11 protein-coding genes are annotated in these 21121 nt (G+C 44.3%); 2 read left to right on the forward strand and 9 right to left on the reverse strand.

The features are described from left to right. Positions 1-43: 43 nt before the first annotated feature. The 9 genes from HC965_RS14065 to HC965_RS14105 all read right to left on the reverse strand — a co-directional run bounded on the left by HC965_RS14065 (position 44) and on the right by HC965_RS14105 (position 15584). Positions 44-1696 (reverse strand): DUF5123 domain-containing protein, encoded by a 1653-nt coding sequence (locus HC965_RS14065; protein ID WP_191032059.1) that lies wholly within the window; start codon positions 1694-1696, stop codon positions 44-46. 20 nt (positions 1697-1716) lie between these two features. Continuing rightward, a complete protein-coding gene (locus tag HC965_RS14070; protein WP_191032060.1) occupies positions 1717-3618 on the reverse strand; it encodes a RagB/SusD family nutrient uptake outer membrane protein in 1902 nt (633 codons plus the stop codon). Between the two features lie 25 nt (positions 3619-3643). Continuing rightward, entirely contained in the window at positions 3644-6856 is a 3213-nt protein-coding gene (locus tag HC965_RS14075; protein ID WP_191032309.1) for a TonB-dependent receptor, read from the reverse strand. 48 nt (positions 6857-6904) lie between these two features. Beyond that, positions 6905-9298: a BACON domain-containing protein gene (locus tag HC965_RS14080; RefSeq protein WP_191032061.1), complete on the reverse strand. Its 2394-nt coding sequence runs from the start codon at positions 9296-9298 to the stop codon at positions 6905-6907. A gap of 35 nt (positions 9299-9333) precedes the next feature. Continuing rightward, positions 9334-11139, reverse strand: coding sequence for a DUF5123 domain-containing protein (locus tag HC965_RS14085; RefSeq protein WP_191032062.1), 1806 nt, complete (start codon positions 11137-11139; stop codon positions 9334-9336). A 13-nt stretch (positions 11140-11152) separates the two neighbouring features. Beyond that, positions 11153-12037, reverse strand: coding sequence for a hypothetical protein (locus tag HC965_RS14090; RefSeq protein WP_191032063.1), 885 nt, complete (start codon positions 12035-12037; stop codon positions 11153-11155). 317 nt (positions 12038-12354) lie between these two features. Continuing rightward, the gene (locus HC965_RS14095; protein WP_191032064.1) at positions 12355-13854 is read right to left on the reverse strand and encodes a pectate lyase; all 1500 of its coding nucleotides are present in this window, start codon (positions 13852-13854) and stop codon (positions 12355-12357) included. Positions 13855-13970: 116 nt separating this feature from the next. After that, positions 13971-14783 (reverse strand): LytTR family DNA-binding domain-containing protein, encoded by an 813-nt coding sequence (locus HC965_RS14100; protein ID WP_191032065.1) that lies wholly within the window; start codon positions 14781-14783, stop codon positions 13971-13973. Positions 14784-14786: 3 nt separating this feature from the next. Next, entirely contained in the window at positions 14787-15584 is a 798-nt protein-coding gene (locus tag HC965_RS14105; protein WP_191032066.1) for a LiaF domain-containing protein, read from the reverse strand. A 345-nt stretch (positions 15585-15929) separates the two neighbouring features. On the opposite strand from HC965_RS14105, the gene HC965_RS14110 reads away from it, so the two are divergent. Next, complete coding sequence (locus tag HC965_RS14110; protein WP_191032067.1) at positions 15930-19187, forward strand: TonB-dependent receptor; 3258 nt, start codon at positions 15930-15932, stop codon at positions 19185-19187. A gap of 25 nt (positions 19188-19212) precedes the next feature. After that, complete coding sequence (locus tag HC965_RS14115; RefSeq protein WP_191032068.1) at positions 19213-21117, forward strand: RagB/SusD family nutrient uptake outer membrane protein; 1905 nt, start codon at positions 19213-19215, stop codon at positions 21115-21117. Positions 21118-21121 lie beyond the last annotated feature (4 nt).

Here is a 21121-nt window from a genome sequence, read left to right on the forward strand (position 1 = left end):
TAATTTATTTCTAATCATGTAAACGTATAATCGCAACTTAAATTTAAGGTAACCAACGGGTATCACCGGCACGATCTCTTACAATCGGAGAAGAGGTATCTTTTATCGTCAAGTCTCCACTAGCCGGATTGGCAAACAGTTCGGCTGCCGTAATCTTCAAATCGGTGGCCTGCATATTCTTACCACCCAATGTATAGTCTGCGGTGGTATAGTTATTAGAGAATGTTGTAGTAGTGTTAGCGCCGATAGCAAACAAATCCCCACAGGGTGACGCCAACAAGATGCGTTCCATCACCAGTTCTGAACCGACGGCCGATTCTATGTTAATCAGACGTTGAGTACGGCTATAATTATAGATAGTCACATTCTTATACTCCAAGTAAATAGGTTTATCCATATACGGTGCATAGAAGAGATTACCCCAGCCATAACCATTGGTTCCGTCATTATCGTTACTGAATGTACAGTTGCGGAAAATTGCACGGTCTACCTGATCATAAGATACTCCATTAGTTTTGTTGAAAGACTGGAGATTTATCATACCGTATGCACTCGTCTGCCATCCACAGCCTTCAAAGCGACATCCTTCCATTTCGAAGTTCATAATGTACTTGGCGTTAGCTTCCTGATGACGCCAGAAACCGCGACGCAGACTTATGAAGTCGCAATTCACAAAGCTCACATTTTCTATCGTATAGGGTTTGCTGGTATTCACAAAATAGTTATTATTTACTTCATGGCGGAATTTGATGTTATCAAACTCCAAACTAGTGAGATAAGAACCTTCTGCGATACTCCAGCTACCTTCTAAAGTAACAATAGGCTTAACACCGTCACGACTACCTGCCAGGCGGAAGCCCTTCATAAGAGGAAACGGAGTAACACGATAGGAAGAACCTGCCGGCAGATAATATTCCGTACCTTCGGGCACTTCGGGATCTACATCGTTATTCAGCAACATGGCGGACAGGTCATCATCCAAACCTACTTGTATGGACATAGCCGACGGACCAGCTGTACGGAACGTAACCTGATTGTACGGTTTGTCATACTTACGAGGTTTACTTGTATCATAGAGATTGACTGCATACAGTGTATTTTTAGTCAAGCCATCTACTTCGGCATATCCCTGCATCATTTCTTCAATAGTCAGGTAGCGACTGATACCGGGCAATGAAGTATCCATCATAGGCATAATGCTGATACTATCCACCGGATTCTGTTTATTGTCTTTCTTCCAGCGAACTACAGCCGATGATTCTGTAATCTCGGTTTTGGAAACATCTTCCACCAATTTGGCATATTCCGGACGTGCTTCAGTAGAGGTACTGACATAGCTCCATTGCGAGTTATTAATGGTTTGAACAGCATTGCTACGTACACGGATATAGAAAGTTGTCCCGTAAGGAATATCATCGAGAAACACATAAGGATTGGTAGTTTCCACCCCCATGAACAATTTTGTATAATATTGATCCTGATACACTTCTACCGTATAGGAAGTAGCGTCATTCACTTCATACCATACCATTGCTACGGAGTTTCCTTTCACCTCTGGTTTTTCCAATACAAACCGTGGTTGAAACAGGTCGTCTATTTGGGTATATTTATCATCTCCCTCACAACCTGCGAGCAGAGTGCCGCATAGCAGTGCAGGTAATATAGCCATTGCAAGTTTTCGTAATAACTTTATCATAACGTTTGTCTTTTTACTGATTAGTATCCATAATAGTTCCGAATCAATCCGCGATGGTCTGTTATGACCTTTGAGGGATAAGGACACAGGTATCTCACAGGAGTGGTCGGCTTCACCAACTGGTCATTGTTCTTGTTGATAAATCCACGAAAACTCCAGGATATGGCATCCAGTGTTTCGTAAAGTTGTGTTTCTTTATTCAACACCCTCCATCCTAGCGCATACTCTAATACCGTGTAACCGGCAGGACGCCCCACTCCGGGGCCATATTCATCAAGGCCTACAATATCCAGTATCTTCCTGTCAGAATGTTCCGGGTCCGGCACTTGCTTATAATATATATTGCTCGGTACTTTCTCAACACCCGGAACATAACCACCGCGTGCCACGATACCCCAATTAATCATTTCGTTATAAAGATTATAAATGACTTCCCCATATTTGTTCCAACGGGCAAGGTCATATTTACGAATACCTTCTCCACCAAATTCCCACTTGCGTTCATCCATGATGGCTTGGAAGAATTCAGGTTCGTTAGTCAGAGCCTCAACATAACTCTCGACTTTATCCGCCCATTGAGATGCGTCGAAAGCACGGCGGCGGACACGCTTCAGCGCTTCTTTAGCATCGTCACGCGGCCCATAGAGTTCATTCACCGCTTCAGCATACATCAACAGTACATCGGCAAAGCGCATACGTACGCTATTGATTCCGGTATTGGAACCACTGGAAGCGCCTAGCGGAGATTGCATATAAAGTTTGGACCATTTACCGGCACCCATACCGGTAACTCCCATATCAATCTCCTGGTTCAATTCCTTATCATATTTGTAAGGTGTGCAAGTCATATCCCGGCGCAAGTCATCCTTATCAAACGAATAGACGTAAGTACCGCAGAAAGTCACATAGTTGCGGGCACTGCCATACGAGTGTTTACCCTCTGCAATGGTGACGCCGATATTATAACCATAACGACTAGTGACACTTTTCAGCATCGGAACGGCAAACAGCACATCATCGTTGTTGGCTGTACTCCAGTTACATTCATTCACCCATAAGCTTTGAAAACTTTGACTAAGGTCGTGCTTGCCTTCTTTAATCACCTTGCCCAAGTAAGTGACGGCAATCTCATAATAATGTTCGAAGTTATCGCCACGTTCCATATAGCCTACATGGGTTACATCTTCTTTATCGGAACGAAGTGTCCAACCACCACGATAGAGAGCTAATTGCCCGATAAGTGCCTGGCAATACTCGCGCGAAGCACGTTCCACACCATAATCCAAATTGGCAGCATATTTCATCATCGGTTCTACAGCAATCAAGTCATCTATCAGATATTCCAAAATGACATTCCGGTCGGTAGTGCCCCGGCTGAAGAAATCGTCGGTAGATTCGGTCGGTTCCGTCACAAGCACTACATCTCCCCATGTACGAATCAAATCAAGGTAGAGCATGGCGCGAAGAGTTTTCACTTCTCCGAACATCTGTTGCGTTTCGGAAGGAGTGTCTCCGGTTACTTTGGCTGAAAACAACGGGGACTCCTGAACGGCCTGCAAAAAGTCGTTGGCATAGTTGATGGCATAATACAGATTATTCCAAGTAGAGTTCAGCACCGCCCAGGTAGGACGAGGGTCAAAACAGCCAATGTCCGAACCGTTGGTGTTGACCGTGTTGTTCTTGAATGAGCTCATCTCTACGTCGGTATTTGTATTCAAGCCGCTGGCAAGATTGCTTCCGTACAGTCCGTCTTCCGTCATGGAAGAGTAGATACGTGTCATCAGCGCCTTCATCTCCGACTCACTGGAGAAGATATACTCGGGAGTAAAGCCGGAAGCCGGTTGTACATCGAGGAAATCATTGCACGAAGACAAAGAAAGCATCGAGCCGACAATGATTGTATATACTAGTTTCTTATTCATAGTTCTTTCATTTTATGTAATTCGATTAAAAAGTCAACTGGGCACCAAATGTATAGGTACGGCTACGCGGATAACGGTTGTAGTCAATATTCGGGGTCAAGCCGGTAGCGATATTCACTTCGGGGTCATAACCGCTATATCCGGTGAGGATAAACAGGTTATTGCCCGATACGTAGAAACGTACTTTGTTCAATCCTACCTTCCTAGTCAATGCAACGGGTAAAGTATAACCGATAGTAGCTGAATTAAGACGCAGGAACGAACCGTCTTCCACTGCATATGACATACTGATAGGCCGCCCGATGGAAGTAGGATTCCACATCGTAGCATTTTTATTAAACTCTGCCAGTATCTCCGGTTGATAACGGATTTCGTTGCCCATATCGTCAAAATTGCGCCAACGCTTGTTTGAAGCAATGTCCATCAGGAAATTGTTTTCTTTATTATCCGCCCAGGTAGTCAACATGATTTTATTGGCATTCAGCACATCAAAATCATACATAAAGTTGAAGAACGCACTCATATCAAATCCCTTATAAGTAGCATTCAGACCGAAACCGCCCGAAAACTTCGGAGTAGTGTTACCAATAACGGTACGGTCGGCTTCCGTCAACTGATAAGGATTGGTGCTATTGGGGTCTACCGGAGTCAGTTTCTTGAACTTGGCATTGCCGGGACGCGGAGTGTCGGATAGCGGACTCGAATCTACCACTCCCTCTTTCAGCTTCCATGTGCGAGCTTGTGCATCGAAAGATTCAAAGTCGGCTACGGTGTAGAACCCGTCATTCACATATCCATAAATCAAACCACTGGTACCACCCACATAAGCACGGTAGTCATCGGAGTTCACGACATCGTTTCTCCAGCCGGAAGTAAGAATCCATTCTTTTTCGCCGCTTGCCAGTTTATCTATCTTATTTTTATTATGACCGATATTGAAGGTGGCATTCAGTGAAAAGTCTTTCGTCTCAACCAGCCACGCATTCAACTGGAGTTCGATACCCCGGTTGGACGTTTGTCCTACATTGGTCATCAATTTGGTGTAACCAGTGTAACCGGGAATATCCGACGGAACCAGCAAATCTTTCACTGTATTCCAGTAGTACTCGATAGTACCGCTAAGATGCTCGTTAAAGAAACCGAAATCAAGACCAATGTTACGTGTAATGGTCTTCTCCCACTTCACGTTAGGATTGTACACATACTTAGTGTTATAGAAGGTATAATAATAATGGCTGTTTTCTCCCCAACCTGCCGGGCGATTATTGTTTGCACGATACAATTTCTGATAAAGGTCGGTATCAATGCGGTCGTTACCGGAAATACCATAACTAAATCTCAATTTTAAGTTAGATACCACAGAATTGTCTTTCAGGAAATCTTCGTTGGACAAACGCCATGCCAATGCTCCTGCCGGGAAGAATCCCCACCGATTGCCGGATGCAAATTTGGAAGAGCCATCGGCACGCAGCGTCACCGTAGCCAGATATTTGTCATTATATCCATAGTTGATACGGCCAAAGAAAGAAGAGATACGCGAAGGGGAATCGGCTGACGAAGAGTTTTGGTAAGGAGAACCCAACGACTGATTATCAAATGCTTTTTCCGCAGTGATAGTTTCCGGGAAATAGCGAGTGGAGAAAGTCTTGTTGGTCGTTTGGTTATGCTTGATTTCCTGCCCCAACATCAAACCGATGTCATGCACGTCTTTCAACATGAAATTATAGTTCCACACGTTGGTAAGCTGCCACTTAGTACCCTGTTTCATGCTCCATTCCGCCATAGGCTGGTTATTATTATTGCGGGCATTGCTGGTACCCATCCCCCAAAAGCGGCGCTGCTCTTCGGAGTTGTTTTCAAAGCCGAACTCAGTGCGGAAAGTCATGCCTTTTATGATATTCCAGGTTGCGGCACCCATCGTATTAAGTGACTTGTTGATTCTCTTTTTATAATTTTTCTCCGATTCTTCTTTCGGGTTGAAACGGGTCACTTCGTCCAATTGGTCCGGGTCAAAATAGGTGTCATCTTCGGGAAGCGTCATGTATTCATCCAAACCGGTAGTAGGCCGTTCACGCAAGGCGGTCAGCAGGCTGACGCCGTCTGTACCCGAGCCGTCAACGACTTTATGCAGCAGGCGCGTACGGTATTCCAATGTCAGGAATTTGAAAGGCTGAAAGTTGAAAGAGGCATTCATATTGTTTTGTTTCAATCCGTTACCCACCATCACACTCGGTTGGTCCTGGTGAATGAAGGAGAGTTTATACTTTGCCTTTTCCGTACCACCGTTTATACTAAGGTCTATATTCTTTGCTACCGGGTTGGTACCGAACACTTCGTCCTGCCAATCGGTTCCGGCATTGCCCTGATAGATATAATGCTCGTATGCATGCCCGTATTTGTTATTAAAATCAGTAGGGTTAGAGCTTTTCTGACGGGCGTTCTCATACTGCATCAATACAAATTCATAAGGCTCCATCACATCCAACTTGTTGGATAATTGCTTGATTTGTACGTATGTATTCAAATTGATGACTACACGTCCTTCAACAGGGCGTTTGGTGGTTACGAGGATTACACCGTTGGCACCACGCGCACCATAGATAGCCGTAGAAGCGGCATCTTTCAATACTTCGATAGACTCGATATCGGTAGGTGGAACATCGTTCAGACTGCTTACTTCAAATCCGTCCAGTATGATAAGCGGGCTATTATCTTGCGTGATAGAACCACCGCCACGCACCAAAATCTTGATTTCGGCATCGGGAGAACCGTCTACGGCAGTTACCTGTACACCCGGCAGTTTACCGACGATAGCCTCGGCGGCAGAAGTAGTCTGTACTTTTTCCAATATCTTGCCGGATACGCTGGCGATAGAACCGGTCAGGTTTCCTCTTTTCTGCGTACCGTAACCAATCACCACTACATCATCCAACATTCCTACTGCTTCTTTCATTTGGATATGAATGTTCGAAGTACGTCCTTTCAACGGCTCTTTGGCTTCTTCCATACCTACAAAACGAACTATCAACACGGCTTTGGCTACATTGGGCACACTGGTCAATGTGAATTTACCGTCCAAATCGGTCGTGGCACCTATTGAAGTGCCTTGCACCGTCACTGTGGCACCTATCACCGGACCCAAGTCATCGGTCACCGTACCGGTCACGGTAGCAGTCTGCGCCATAGCACCTACCGCTATCCACAGCAGGGTAAATATGCTTATGATTATTTTATTCATCATTCTATGCTTTTATTGTAAATAGATTTATTTGCTCCACACCTTTGCTTATTTCTTTTCCATCGCTATTCCGCCCTGATTCTGATAGTAAATGATGTGCTGAACCAAGTTGTGGAAATAAACTTCGATGTTCGGATAGCGCCCGTTGGGGTCGACCGATGAACTGATTTGTTGTGCATCACTCGGGTCATTGGGGTTCAGTCCGTAAGCCTCTTCCCAAATATCAGGAATGCCGTCACCGTCGGTATCAGGCCAAGGCTTCAACGATTTCACCGCAATGTAGCCTTCGGTATCTGATACCGTATCAATGATACCGGGTTGCTTGGCTTTACCGTCTTCTTCGGGTTTAGAGCCGATATAGGTATATGTGCCATTCTTCACTTCACGGACTACACGCTGGTCTATCAGGTCTCTGCGAAGAGAAGCTCCGGCATAGTCTAGTACTTTCTCATAGGCTTGTTCGGCTGTATGATTTGTCAGTTTGCTATAAGGTTGGTAGTCTGCCATCTTCATAGCTTTCTTATCAGCTTCGGAAACGTCTCCCAGTGAAGAATCAAATTGTTCCCAAACACCTTTTGTCCAGTTATCTGCTGTCACCTCCGAACTACCCTGTACATAGTTGCCATTGATATATGCCCGTGCAGTGGGGTCGCTTGACAGTACACGGTAAGAACGATTATTCGTTCCGGTGGCAGGTCCCGGTTTGTAGTAGCAGTTGGTAAGATTGAAAGATGCGTACTTTCCGCCGTAACTGCCTGCACCTCTTCCACTCCAGTTATAGTAGACATTGTTTCGTACATCGAAATATCCAGTAAAGTCATAAGATTCCTGTGTACCGGGAGCGGACAAGTCGGAAATACGAGGGCAACGGCTACCGTGATGCGCCAGCAATATGTGGTGGAACGAAGCATTGTCACCACTGAACATAGCGCCATAGCCGTGAGCACCTTTAGCATGGTTGGAAAGGTTCATACTTTCAGAGGCAATGCACCATTGTGCCGTGAAATTCTGTACGCCATAGAAAGTGAGTGTTTCATCCACACTCCAGCCAGCTGTAACATGGTCAATGATGGCATCTTTGAAGTAACGTCCACCAATAGCGTCTTCACCATAATCGGCGAACTGGTCGCCCGGACGACAACGCAGGAAGCGAACAATCGCATTCAAACTGGAGCCTGCGCCTATAGCCGGGTCTTTAGAGAGGTTAAAGGTGAAGTTGTAGTTCTTTAATGTGATACCGTCACCCGGCGCAGTCTGTCCGATAATACTCAAATTAGGGAATTCGTTCAGATAGATTCCTCTTTTCAGTTCGATGATGCCGGATACATCAAAAATGATGGTACGTGGCTGTTTGGACTTCTCGATACCGTAACGCAAGCTACCTTCGATAGGAGTTTCATTTTTGTTATAGTCCGCCAAAGTTGTCACACGATAGATTTCACCGCCACGACCACCGGTAGTAAAGCGGCCGCCACCTTCTGCACCCGGGAAAGCTAAGAGAGAAGCGATACGGTCGTCACCGATACTTGTGTCGGGTTTGCCGTATTGGAAAATGGTAAGCGTCTTATCCAGCATCTTGACTGTTGTCGAACGTGGCAATGCGGTTTCATTGTCTGCTATATTCAGCACCACTTCATCGGTGGTGGAATTTCTCTTGTCTTGTGTAATCCAAGTACCTTCCTCAGGTATGATGACCTCATAATCCACCGGATTTTCTCCTTGCGGAGCAGAGACAACCAGTTTACGGCATTTATAAGGAATAATATACTCATCTTGTTCGATAGTCACTTTACCGCTTACTCCGTCCTGTGTCACTGTCAAGACGCGTTGCAAGGTGTACTCACCTACGGATTTGAATACAAGGACAGCTGTTCTGGTTTCTTTCGGATTGGCATCTATTCCAAACGTTACTTCATCGGTCACAAAACTACGGGTTTTCGGAGTTGTTTCTTTCAGTTTAATCCAGTTGTATTCTTCAGCTATATCCAAATCCCACTCTACGTTTGCCACTACCTTACAGATAAATGTACCTTCCCGGAACGACAACGGGTCTGATGAACAATCGAACAAAATATCCGGGTCGGCACCCAGTTGTTCTACGTTAATCTCCTGCTCCAATGTAGAGCCTGCCCCCGACATTGAAACTTTTACCGTACCTGTACGCTTGGGACCATCCGCATTCTCGGTGAAAAACAAGCGAAGGTCGCCATTTCCTTCTCCCGAGTTTTTTGATATGCTCAGCCATCCGCCTGTCGAAGTCACCTCGGCAGTCCATTCAGAGGTAGCCGTCACGTTGATGGTGAACGAACCGTTCACATTACTCAACTTCACCTCATTTTTCGACACTTCCAGCTTGGCGGCAGTTGCAGCAGCATTGGATTCGTCATCCGAACTACATGCGCTCAACAAGCCTGCCAACAGTATGAATAGAAAATATCTCATGTCTTATATCTGTTATATTATTAATACTCTATTGATTATTTAATCCAATACGAATCACCGATTCCGTTAGTATATACTTCCGAATTTGTATCGGTGATGGTGAAGTCTCTGCCTGCCACATCTTTGAAGAGTGTTTCCATAGGAAGAACTGCTTCTATCGGCATTTCAGCGGCATCTACTCCCCAGTTGGCTACAACAAAGCCGTTGGTGCGATAGTTATTCGCGAAAGTCTTGGTTGTGATGTTTCTTGTCGTAAACCAAGTGCCCTGACCGGCTTCACAAACACCGCTAAAGAGATTGTTGCGAACAACCAGGTTGAATGAAGAAGTATTCTTCGGATTCAAGTCAAAGAAGGTCATTCCGGCAGGAGCCATACTAACGAATGTACAGTTTTCTATTGTCACGTTCAATTCTCCTGTCATAGCGCTTAAACCGGTAATCAAGGCTTTCGACAAGTTCTTGGCATGGAACGTGGAATTTCTGAATACGAAGTTGTGTACTGGTGCATCCTTCTTGGTAGAAATACCAAAGAGCCCGCTCTTCTCTGAATTCAAGCCCAAAAAGCGGCAATCTTCTACCACAATATTATCAACAATCTGTTTTTGGTCTTCATCCACTTCCTGATACCACATCGTACGTCCCAGATCGCTTATCTCACAATTCTTCCAAGAGAAAGTAGATACGTGGAAAGCCTGATTCTTAAATTTGAAGAAGTCGGAGGTAGTTACTTTTATCTTCAGATTCTCAAAATGGAAGGCTTCAATAATGGCATCGGGGCAGTTAATACTCATATTTCCCATTTCCATAGATGTCAGTTCTTCACCGGCGCTCGGTGTCTGCCCCATGATATAAAGGGCTTTCGGTATTTCGGTCTGCGTACCTAACTTATAGCTAGCTCCGGCTTTCAAGAACAGTTTTACCTCGTTCACCGAAGCATCTGCCAGCATCGACTTACAGATAGATTCCAGGTTTTCTTCAGGACTTACATATCTGTATCCGTCGGGGATTCTCATCGGAGCTTCGGGATTGATATCTTCTTCGTTCCATCCTTCCGAAGCAATCGTTACTGTGTAGTCCTGTATCACCGGTTCGTCCACATTATTCAGAGCGAATGCCACTTGCACGATATCATCAGGCAGAATGGTAAATGCTCCATCAATCGGTTTTGACTGTATAACCGTATTATTCTTATCCAAATAGTCGATACGTACCGATACTTCTTTGCCTTCACTCTGCGTTTCAAACAAAACGAAGTCATCGGTATAATTCACACCACCGGTATCAGTCACTTTCTCACGTTGTACTTCTATCTGAGTTTTTACGAAAGTGGCATCCGATAGTTTATATCCCGAAATCGGTGAAGATATTACTGCACGCAATTTCGAGTAGCTCTTGTCCGACTTACGGTCGGTAGATTTCAGACGAAGTACGCCTGTACGGTTGTACATACGCACACTAAGCGGTTCGTTAAACGGAGATTTGTACGTCACCGGTGCCGAAATCGCATACTCGGTCTTGGCTGTCGGGTCCTGGTTTATCACCACATCATTCAGATTCTTCGGAGCAGGAATAGAATCGGATTGTGTAGTAGAAATGATGTTATAACTTCCGTTGGCCAATTGAAAACGGTAAAGCGATGAGTAATTAGCCACATATTCACCATCGGCCGTATAGATAAACAGAGGTTTGTTGGACGAGTTCGTGTTTACATTCCACGGTTCATCATCCAGGAACAGCTCTATATCTTTTACTACCGAAGTGGTGTATCGTTCTTCTTCCGAACAAGCTGTTATTCCCAACAGGAGTATGATTCCTGCCAGTGAATAGAATATATTTCTCATAAGATTCCTGTTTTTAAAATTCTGAAACTTCTATTGTAAAGGGGTGAGCCAGTACACCTTTATATGCTACTGTGCGTATCAAAGACCAGGGTTCATCCAGGTAATTCTCATCCGTAATCTTCATATGTACGGTAGAACGCTTGGATGACTCAAAGCCTATACCCGTGTCGAGAGGACTGATAATGCGGTTCACCTCTTCGCCCCCTTTCAGATATGTCACATCCACCGATGTTCTGGAATCACCTTTTATGGTAGGGAATGAATAGACTGATGCGCCAAAACCTGTGGAAAGATTGGTGGAAACGGTTACATCTTCTATAATACATTCTTTACTTTTCACTTTATAGCCTACTGCTACATTCGTAAAGGTGACATTCAACTGGTCAAAGCGGGTGATTGCATTCAATTCTTCTTCCGTCTCTTTAGGTTGAAACACGGCTTGTCCCACCAGGCGTTTCAGTTCAATTTTGAGCGAGCTGACCGAATTGTCCGACGTAAAGCCTGTAACTTCTGAGATATACACCGGTTTTTGAGCATAAGCATCCTGGTATACCACCACTTTGGAAAGGCTGTCCGTATCTACCAACCGTTCGGCATTTGCTACTACAAACGTTTGCAGACTTTCGCCCAAGGGAAGGTTCACTTTTATATCTCCATTATTCAAAGGAAGATTCTTTCCATAAACCATGGAATCCGTCAGATACACATAAATGCCTATTTCGGTAATTCCCTGTTCGGCAAAAGTTTCAAGACTCGCCCTACTGAAAGAAACGCCGACAGGATGCGTTTCGGGCTCATTGGGAAGTTGTTCATTCGGTTTCCATTCATTATCCATTTGCTGTGAACAAGAACAGCAAAGCAGAAACGACAGAAGAAATAAACTTGCTAGATGTTTCATAAATATTAGTTTATATAGTTTAAAGATATTCATTAGTATCGGATTCATGCTTCTCATTTGCTTAGATTTATATAATACAGTCATCTCGTTTTTCGCATATGTGAAACCTTTGTTCTTTCACCAGTGCAAAATTGAGGAAACATATGGAGAACAAAGAGTAAGATTTAGTAGAAAAGGAGTAAAAAACAGACTTGGTTCAAATAATACTCCTTATCTGTACAGAGGCATATAAATGACATGCTCCCTGAATGTTATCATCAAACATCCAGGGAGCGTAAGCGTAATAATTATCGGTTTAAACGGTAATAATCCGATCGCTATTTGTTCTGAGCATCTATTATTTCCTGCACCAAACCATTCAGGTACATTTCGAGATTTGTATATTGTCCTTTCGGGTCAAGAGTTTTTGTATTTCCATCCGCAGGGTTATGAGGGTCCAGTCCGTGCTTCGTTTCCCATTCGTCAGGCATACCATCGCCGTCCGAATCTACCGGAGCCGAGACACCTGCTATTGCCAGCTCCGGCCAGGGAGAATTGCCCGTATCATTTGGGCTATTGATATATCCCGGTTTATTATCTTTGCCGGTGAAAGTAGCTGTTCCTTTCCGGGTATCAGAGATAATGCGTTTATCTACCTCATCCCGGTAATTACAGCATCCGGCAAAATTCATCACCTGTTCATATGCCTTATCGGCTGTATAGGTAGTAATAACTCCAAAGTCAAGAGGTTCTTTCAGGCGAACGGACTCTTTGGCTTCGTCCGTCCATAAGAAATCTACTTTTTCATCGTTCCTGATTTGAGCATAGACTCCATCTGTCCAGTTATCGGCAGTCACCTTGTTGTTGCCTGCCACTTTATTTCCATCAATATAGAAAGTTCCCCATTTTTGGAGATAGGGTTTGAAGGCCAGGTTCTTTTTTTCTTCACCGTCGACATAGACATAAGCGAGCGGATAAACTCCGACTTTGGCGATACGATATTGTACCTGTTTAGAAGCCTGTTTTGTTGCCGGGCCCGGCTTATAATAATTATTGACGATATTCACGTGCTGGTCTTCTCCGCCATAACAGCCACCACCGGCCCAGTTGTAAAAGACATTGTTACGGATATCGACGCACTCGCCGAGGGCTAATGTGGAAGGACGCGGGCCGAGACGCGGAACACGGCTTTCACAATGTGCTATCAGGTTATGATGATAGGAAGCTTTGTGTCCGCCCCAGTTACCGCCATATCCATGTGCGCCTTTCACATGGGTGGCCTTTCTTAATGCTTCGGATGCGATGCACCATTGTACGGTGGAGTTTTCCATTCCATAGACGGAAAGACATTCGTCCACACTCCAACTGATGGAGCAATGGTCTACCATAATATCTTTTTTATCACAACCGCCCAATCCATCGGGTTCCTTTCCGCTGGCTTCTCCGGGACGGAAACGGAGAAAACGGATAATTACGTTATTGGAATTAATGGCAAAACCATAATCAGCCAAACAAATCCCGCCGGGAGAAGTCTGACCGGCAATGGTAAGATTATCTTTGCCTGTTCTCAATTCCGATTTCAGACGGATAGTACCTGCCACATCAAATACAATCGTTTTAGGGCCATTCTGTTTTAGCGCCCAACGCAGAGTGCCTTGCGTGCCGTCATCTTCGAGGGAAGTCACATGATATACTTTACCGCCACGTCCGCCTGTCGTGTATCTGCCGTGTCCTTCAGCACCGGGGAAAGATGTGACCTTATCTTCCTGCGAGGAAAAAGACATCAATCCTCCTGCAAACAGTATCAGCAGACAAGCATAAACTAATTTTCTTTTCATTTCTTATTCACATTATTAGATGATGAAAACAAAAGTAGTGGAAGCATTCCATTTTCACGTTTATTTTTTGACTGATAATGGGTAAAAATCAGTTTTTAGATTGTATTGAACAGATTTTATATCCCCAGCCGTTCTTTTAATAGCCGGTAGCCGGAAAGGCTTACTCTCAATTTCACGCCATTCTTTAATAATAACTGGTAGGTTTCCTTGCCGAAAAGTTCGACACGTGAAATCTGTGTCACATTCACAATCGTAGAACGATGCACGCGGACAAAGGTGTCAGGAGACAGATGCGTTTCAAAATACTTCATCGTCTGTTCTTTCAGATATTCCCCGGAAGGAGTTATCAGCATCACGTAATCTCCACATGCTTGTATGTAGATTAATTCTTCCGACTTTACCAAATGAATACGGGAACCGTCTTTCACTGTGATGCGGTCAATTAATTCGATAGATGGTTCAGCTTGCTGTTCAGTCACCTGATGTACAACCAGTTCTTTTTCGAGTTCCTGGTTCAAGGCTTCTTCCTTAGCAACAATCAAGCGATACCAAAGAGTGACCGCAATCAGAGTCGGCAGTCCGAATAATAACCGGAAAGGGATTGTCTGTGCAAAAGGAATATAGGATACTCCTACAATCCGCACCATAATATCGCATACCATAAAACTACCTGCCAGCCAAAGAAGACTTCCAACCAGTATCATAATGACATCCGTCTGGAACAACGAAACAAGTCCGACGACAAACCAAGCCAGGTAAGCAATGGCCACCAACCAACCAATCGTTGCTATTCCATCTACTAAAGCGGGAATATAGTCGATTCCGGTATATCCACACACCAAGGCAACCTGGAGGGCAACCAAAACCAACGCCAGCACCGCCATCGGAATCCAGCGAAAAGGATAATCTATAATCGGATGTGCTTTCATACGCTAGCCTTTCACTTCCAGGCCGCCAAAAGAAACGGTACCTCGAATCACTAATATACTATCCTGGTTAACATTCCCATTCTGCCAACGTTTATCATCACATCCGCCAAAGAAGGCGTTACACTTAAACACGATTTTCCAATCAGAAGGAGCATAAATCTCAACTCCGCCCCAATTACAATCCACGTCGATATATGTTTCGCCTGCCGCAATGTGGGTATGACGCAAATCAATAGTCGTCCCGCCGAATGAAGTACGCACTTCAGCCCCTTTAAAAAGCTCATCGAGTACGACGTGGCGGGCAGCCCCCCAAACATTCTCCGAATGTAAAAAGCCATCGACCGAATCGGACTGTTGCTGCTGTTCATTCCCAAAGTTCATACCGGGACGTCCCTGTTTCATTTTCATCTTCACAAAGTTCCGGCGATTCTGTAATGTACGATGGTCCGCCCAAGGTCCTCTTCTCTTCGGTTTGAAGAAAAACAGAATACCTGCCATAATCAGGGCGAAGGGCCAAACCATTGCCTGCGAATTCTCCGGCAGCCATGAAAGTCCGCCTATCAAAAAATAGACACCTATCAATAAAAGGATGATTCCACCGATGAAATGGCGACGAATCATAGAATAGATACCTATTATTATAAGAAGTGAATGCCAGGATACTACCAAATCAAATAACTCATAAGTGATCCATCCCATATTACGGGCGAACAACAAAAGCCCGGAGATGATAAAAAGCGAAGCTATCAGAATTTTAGCAGAAAAGCCTCCGGCAGGTGAAAATGTTTGTTTCTCTTCCATTGTCTTTATATTTAATTGATTAATGGTTCAAAGATACGTCATTTCTTTATGCTTCTACAGCCTTTTCTGTCGATTTACGGTTAAAAACACGATGAACACCGGATAAAAACCGATGAAAAAACCTATTTATAAATCCCGGATTCGTATATTTGCCGCGTTTCGTAACACAAATAATACCTTCCAAAGCTAATTCCTACACCTTGTGGCAAACTAAAACAAAAAATACGAGGTGAAAAACAAATATTGCACATCACTATATCTTCATTCTCATACTTTTGTAGCGATGAATGAACTCTCATTAGAGGTTTTTACGAATTATCAAACAACAACCATTAATTAATAAACATGCAAAGAATGTCTAACAAAGTGAAAAACATGCGCTCCTTATTGCTAATACTATTTTCAGCAATATCGCTTAGCGTATCTGCGCAGACGATTACCGTGCAAGGTAACGTGAAAGACACCAGCGGAGAGCCTGTTATTGGAGCCTCTGTTGTAGAAAAAGGTAATACGTCCAACGGTACGATTACAGATTTAGATGGTAACTTCTCTATTAAAGTAGACGGTAAAAAAACATTGGTAGTTTCATATATAGGTATGAAAACACAGGAAATAGCCGTTCAGGGTAGAAAGACAATCAACGTACAGATGGTCGATGATTCAAAAGCATTGGACGAAGTCGTAGTAATTGGTTACGGTACGGTGAGCAAGAGAGACTTGACAGGTTCCGTGGCATCCGTAAGTTCCAAAGACCTGGCTGCCGTTCCTGTAGCGAGTGCGACCGAAGCTCTTACCGGTAAACTGGCCGGTGTAAGCATCACTACTACGGAAGGTTCTCCCGATGCAGATATTAAAATCCGTGTTCGTGGTGGCGGTTCGTTGTCACAGGATAACTCTCCTTTATATATAGTAGATGGTTTTCCTGTTTCAAGCATCAGTGACATCGCTCCTTCTGAAATTCAAAGCATCGACGTATTGAAAGATGCTTCTTCAACCGCTATCTACGGTGCCCGTGGTGCAAATGGTGTTATCATCGTTACTACCAAGAGTGGTAAGGAAGGCAAGACACAGGTAGATTTCGGAGCTTCTTTCGGTTTCAAACAAGTAACAAAGCTGACTGAAGTGTTAAGCCCATACGATTTCGTTGCTTATCAACGTGAAATCGGTTCTTTAGACTATGGTAACTTTGCCGATATGGATATCTGGCGTTCTATTGATGGCACTGACTATCAGGACGAAATGTTCGGACGCACCGGAAATCAGCAACAATATAATATAAACGTCAGTGGTGGAACAAAGCAGATGACTTATAGTGTCAGCTATGCCCACAATGAAGAAAAGAGTATCATGCTCAATTCCGGTTTCAAGAAAGACAATGTAAATGCTAAAATCAAATCTGAACTGAGCAAATGGATGACATTGGACTTCAATGCCCGTTTAAGCTACTCTACAGTCGACGGTCTGGGTGGTGGAGCCGACACGAACGAATCCAATGCAGCCAATTCAACCGTAGCTAACGCCGTTGTATTCCGCCCGGTTAGTTCACTGAAAAACAGTGATGATGACGAAGAAAATAGTTCGGCACAGCAAAAGTCTCCGTTGGAACGCTTGCTTGCAACAGACAAGACACGCAATACTTTCAATCAGAACTATAACGTAGGCTTAAACTGGAAACCGTTCAAGAACTGGACATTCCGTTCTGAGTTCGGTTACGGATGGAAGTATGACGATACGGAACAATACTGGGGAGTAGACGCAGTATCCAACTCCAAATACGGATACAATGGTCAGCCACAGGCTTATTTATTAAGAGAAAAGACCATGAGCTGGCGTAATGCCAATACTGTGACTTATGATAACAAGAAGTTATTCAAAGGTCGTGATAAACTGAATGTACTGTTAGGACATGAAGTAAGCAGCAGTCAGAAGAAATCAATCGAGAATGTATCGGTTGCGTTCCCTGTTACCATGAATTTTGATGATATGAAAGCCAATATGGGTGCGGGTAAAGCTCTTGCCAACCAGTCCACTATTGCTGCAAAAGAAAACATTTTATCTTTCTTCGGTCGTGTGAATTATAGCATGATGGACAAATACCTGCTCGCCGTTACAGTACGTGCGGACGGTTCCAGCAAGTTCAGTTCAGGAAACCGTTGGGGTGTTTTCCCGTCAGCCGCTTTGGCATGGCGTGTTTCCGATGAGGCTTTTATGAGCAACACTCACGACTGGCTGTCGGCATTGAAACTGCGTTTGAGCTTCGGTACTGCCGGTAACAACCGTATCAATTCCGGTTTGCTTGCCACTACTTATTCTCTGGGTGGTAATGATGCACGTAACCCGTTCTTCAACGGTGAAAGCACTACTATGCTCGAACATGGTACAAACCTTTATAATCCCGACCTGAAATGGGAAACGACAGTAACCCGTAACCTCGGTCTTGACTACGGATTCTGGAACAACCGTATCTCCGGTGCCATCGACTTATACTGGAATACTACCAAAGACTTGTTGATGCGTACTGAAATTCCGTCTCTTTCCGGTTACAACTACCAGTACAAGAACTTCGGACAGACATCCAACAAGGGTGTGGAACTAACAGTAAGCGCAGTCCTGTTTGACAAGAAGAACTTCTCTTTGAACTTTAATGCCAATATCTCTTACAACCGTAACCGCATCGATAAACTGAACACGGACTCTCCCTGGCAGAGCAGTAACTGGTCAGGTAGCACGATGGCTAAGTATGAAGACTTCCGCGTAGAGAAAGGCGGACGCCTGGGTGAAGTTTGGGGATATAAGACCAACGGCCACTATACCGTATATGACCCTGTTACCAATCCTACCGGTGAACTGGTTTGGGGCGGCAGCGAATGGGCTTTGAAAGACGGTATGCAAGATAACAGCCCTACCATCACAGGTGGTAAATACTACCCGGGTGGCTTGAAACTGGAATGTGATAAAGACGGTACCCCTCTCAAGCAACGCTTGGGCAACACAATTGCTCCGACAACCGGTGGTTTCGGATTCGATGGTCGCGTAGGTAACTTCGACTTCAACGTATTCTTCAACTACTCTGTTGGAAACGTGATTGTCAATGGTACGAAACTGGCTTCTGCTTTCCGTTCAGGTTCAAGAAACGGCTATAACCTCAACAATGATTTCAGACTGTCCAACCGTTATACATGGATTGACCCGGAAACAGGCTTGAACCTCTCTTCCAGCTCAACAGATGTTCTCAACACTTACGGAGATATGACCGCTGCCGGATTACGCCTGAATGAAATAAACGCGAATGCCAATATGTATAATCCTGCCAGTGCTACTACCATGCAGTTGATAGATTATGCAGTGGAAAAGGCTTCATTCCTGCGTTTGAACAACGTAACCATCGGATACTCTCTTCCGAAAGCAATCGTAAAGAAAGCATTTATGCAGAATGTGAGAATCTATCTGACAGGATACAACCTGTTATGTTGGACTAACTACAGTGGTGCAGACCCCGAAGTTGACACTAGCAGCAAGAAAAATGCTATGACTCCGGGTGTAGATTATGCCGCTTATCCTAAGAGCCGTACATTCGTCGGTGGTATTAACGTTACATTCTAATTGAAACATGAAACAGATTTATCGTATGAAAATATATAAGACATTATTCCTGGGACTAGGGTTCGTTGCCCTGTCTTCCTGTTCGGATTTCCTGAATCAGACCTCACCGTCTGAACTGGATAATGAATCAACTTTTAATAATGCCTATTATGCAGAATTGGCACTAAACAAAGTTTACGGTAGCCTGACGCAAGACCAGACTTACTCTAACTTCCTGCCTATCATTGCAGGAACCAACACCGATTGTGAGTTAATCGACGGTTTGGGTACTGACGCAAGCAACACTTCCAGCGAACGTGGTAATATGAACTACAACGCCAATCCGGGATGGGCGCAACTCTCAAAAGTATGGGATGCGATGTACGGAGTGATTGAGAATGCCAATCTCGTAGTGGATGGTATCAACAACAGCCAACTGATACAACAATCGGGAGCAACCCGCACCAGCATGATGAGATTCCGCGCCGAAGCTATGACATTGCGTGCCATGGTTTATTTCGACATGATTCGTCTGTTCGGAGATATTCCTTTTAAAACGGAGACTTCCCAAAGCGACCTGTCCAACGTTTATATCGGCAAGACAGACCGTGACGATATCATGGACGAATTGATGCTCGAACTTGACGAAGCTATCGGATATTTACCCTGGGCCGGCGAAGACGGTTATACTACCGAACACGTAAACAAAGGTTATGCACACGCCTTATTGGCTAACATCGCAATGACACGCGCCGGATACGCTATCCGCGAACAGGCGAAAGACGGATATATCACCGGAACAAACAGTGATGCCACTTATCCTACTCAACGTTGTAGCGAAGCTAAACGTCAGGAACTGTTCAAATTGGCAGAAAAGCACCTGGCTGCTGTTGTAGGTTCGGGAAAACATAACCTGAATCCTTCCGTTGAAGAATACTGGCGTTTGATGAATATCGCACGTTTGGACCAAACTTATCAGGAAAATCTGTTTGAAATCCCGATGGGACTGAATAAAAGCGGTGAGCTGGGTTATACTATCGGATACCGTATAAACGGTGTCAGTTCCCTGTTCGGCCCGAAAGGAAACTCATCCGGTAAGTTGAAACTGACTGCTCCTTATTATCTGTCATTTGGCGAAGGAGATATCCGTCGTGACTTGACTTGCGCTATCTCTCAACTTTCTACAGACAAGAATACCAAAGAATTCAAAGAAGCCATGTTGGGTAACGCACCTTTCGGTCTTTACTGTGGCAAATGGGATTATCGCAAGATGATGGAAAATACTGAATGGTACGCAGCCGTACTTGCCAGCGACCAAAAGGTTTGCTCCGGTATCAATGTAGTAAAGATGCGTTATGCACAAGTATTACTGATGTATGCTGAAGTGGTGAACGAACTTTATGGTAAGGGTGCAACAGCCGAAGGTTGTACACTGACAGCCACAGAAGCATTGAAAAAAGTACATGACCGTGCCTATACCGATGCTACCAAACGTGATGCTGCCTGGACGGCATTGATGCAGAAAGATTTCTTCAATGCTATCGTTGATGAAAATGCTTGGGAACTTGCAGGTGAAGGAGTTCGTAAGTTCGACTTGATTCGCTGGAACCTGTTGAGTGAGAAAATCGAAGGATTCAAAACCGAATATACAAATGCTGTGTACAATGGTACATACCCTCAGTATGTGAACTACAAATACCGCACGGACAATCCGATGTATATCGATATGACTTCTCTTATATTTGGTGCCAAAGTGAGTGGATATGAGAATAAGGGTTTCTTTGGTGCTGAAACGACAGACAAGGAACAGAAGAATCTGAAAGTTAACTTGCCTAGTATTTCAGGCGGACTGAACAAATCTGTGAAGAATCGCTACTTATTGCCGATAGCTTCAACAACTATCTCTACTTCAAACGGTAAATTGCATAACTCTTATGGTTATTCTGATTAATCTT

The sequence above is a fragment of the Bacteroides sp. GM023 genome, from assembly GCF_014750685.1.
GTDB lineage: Bacteria > Bacteroidota > Bacteroidia > Bacteroidales > Bacteroidaceae > Bacteroides.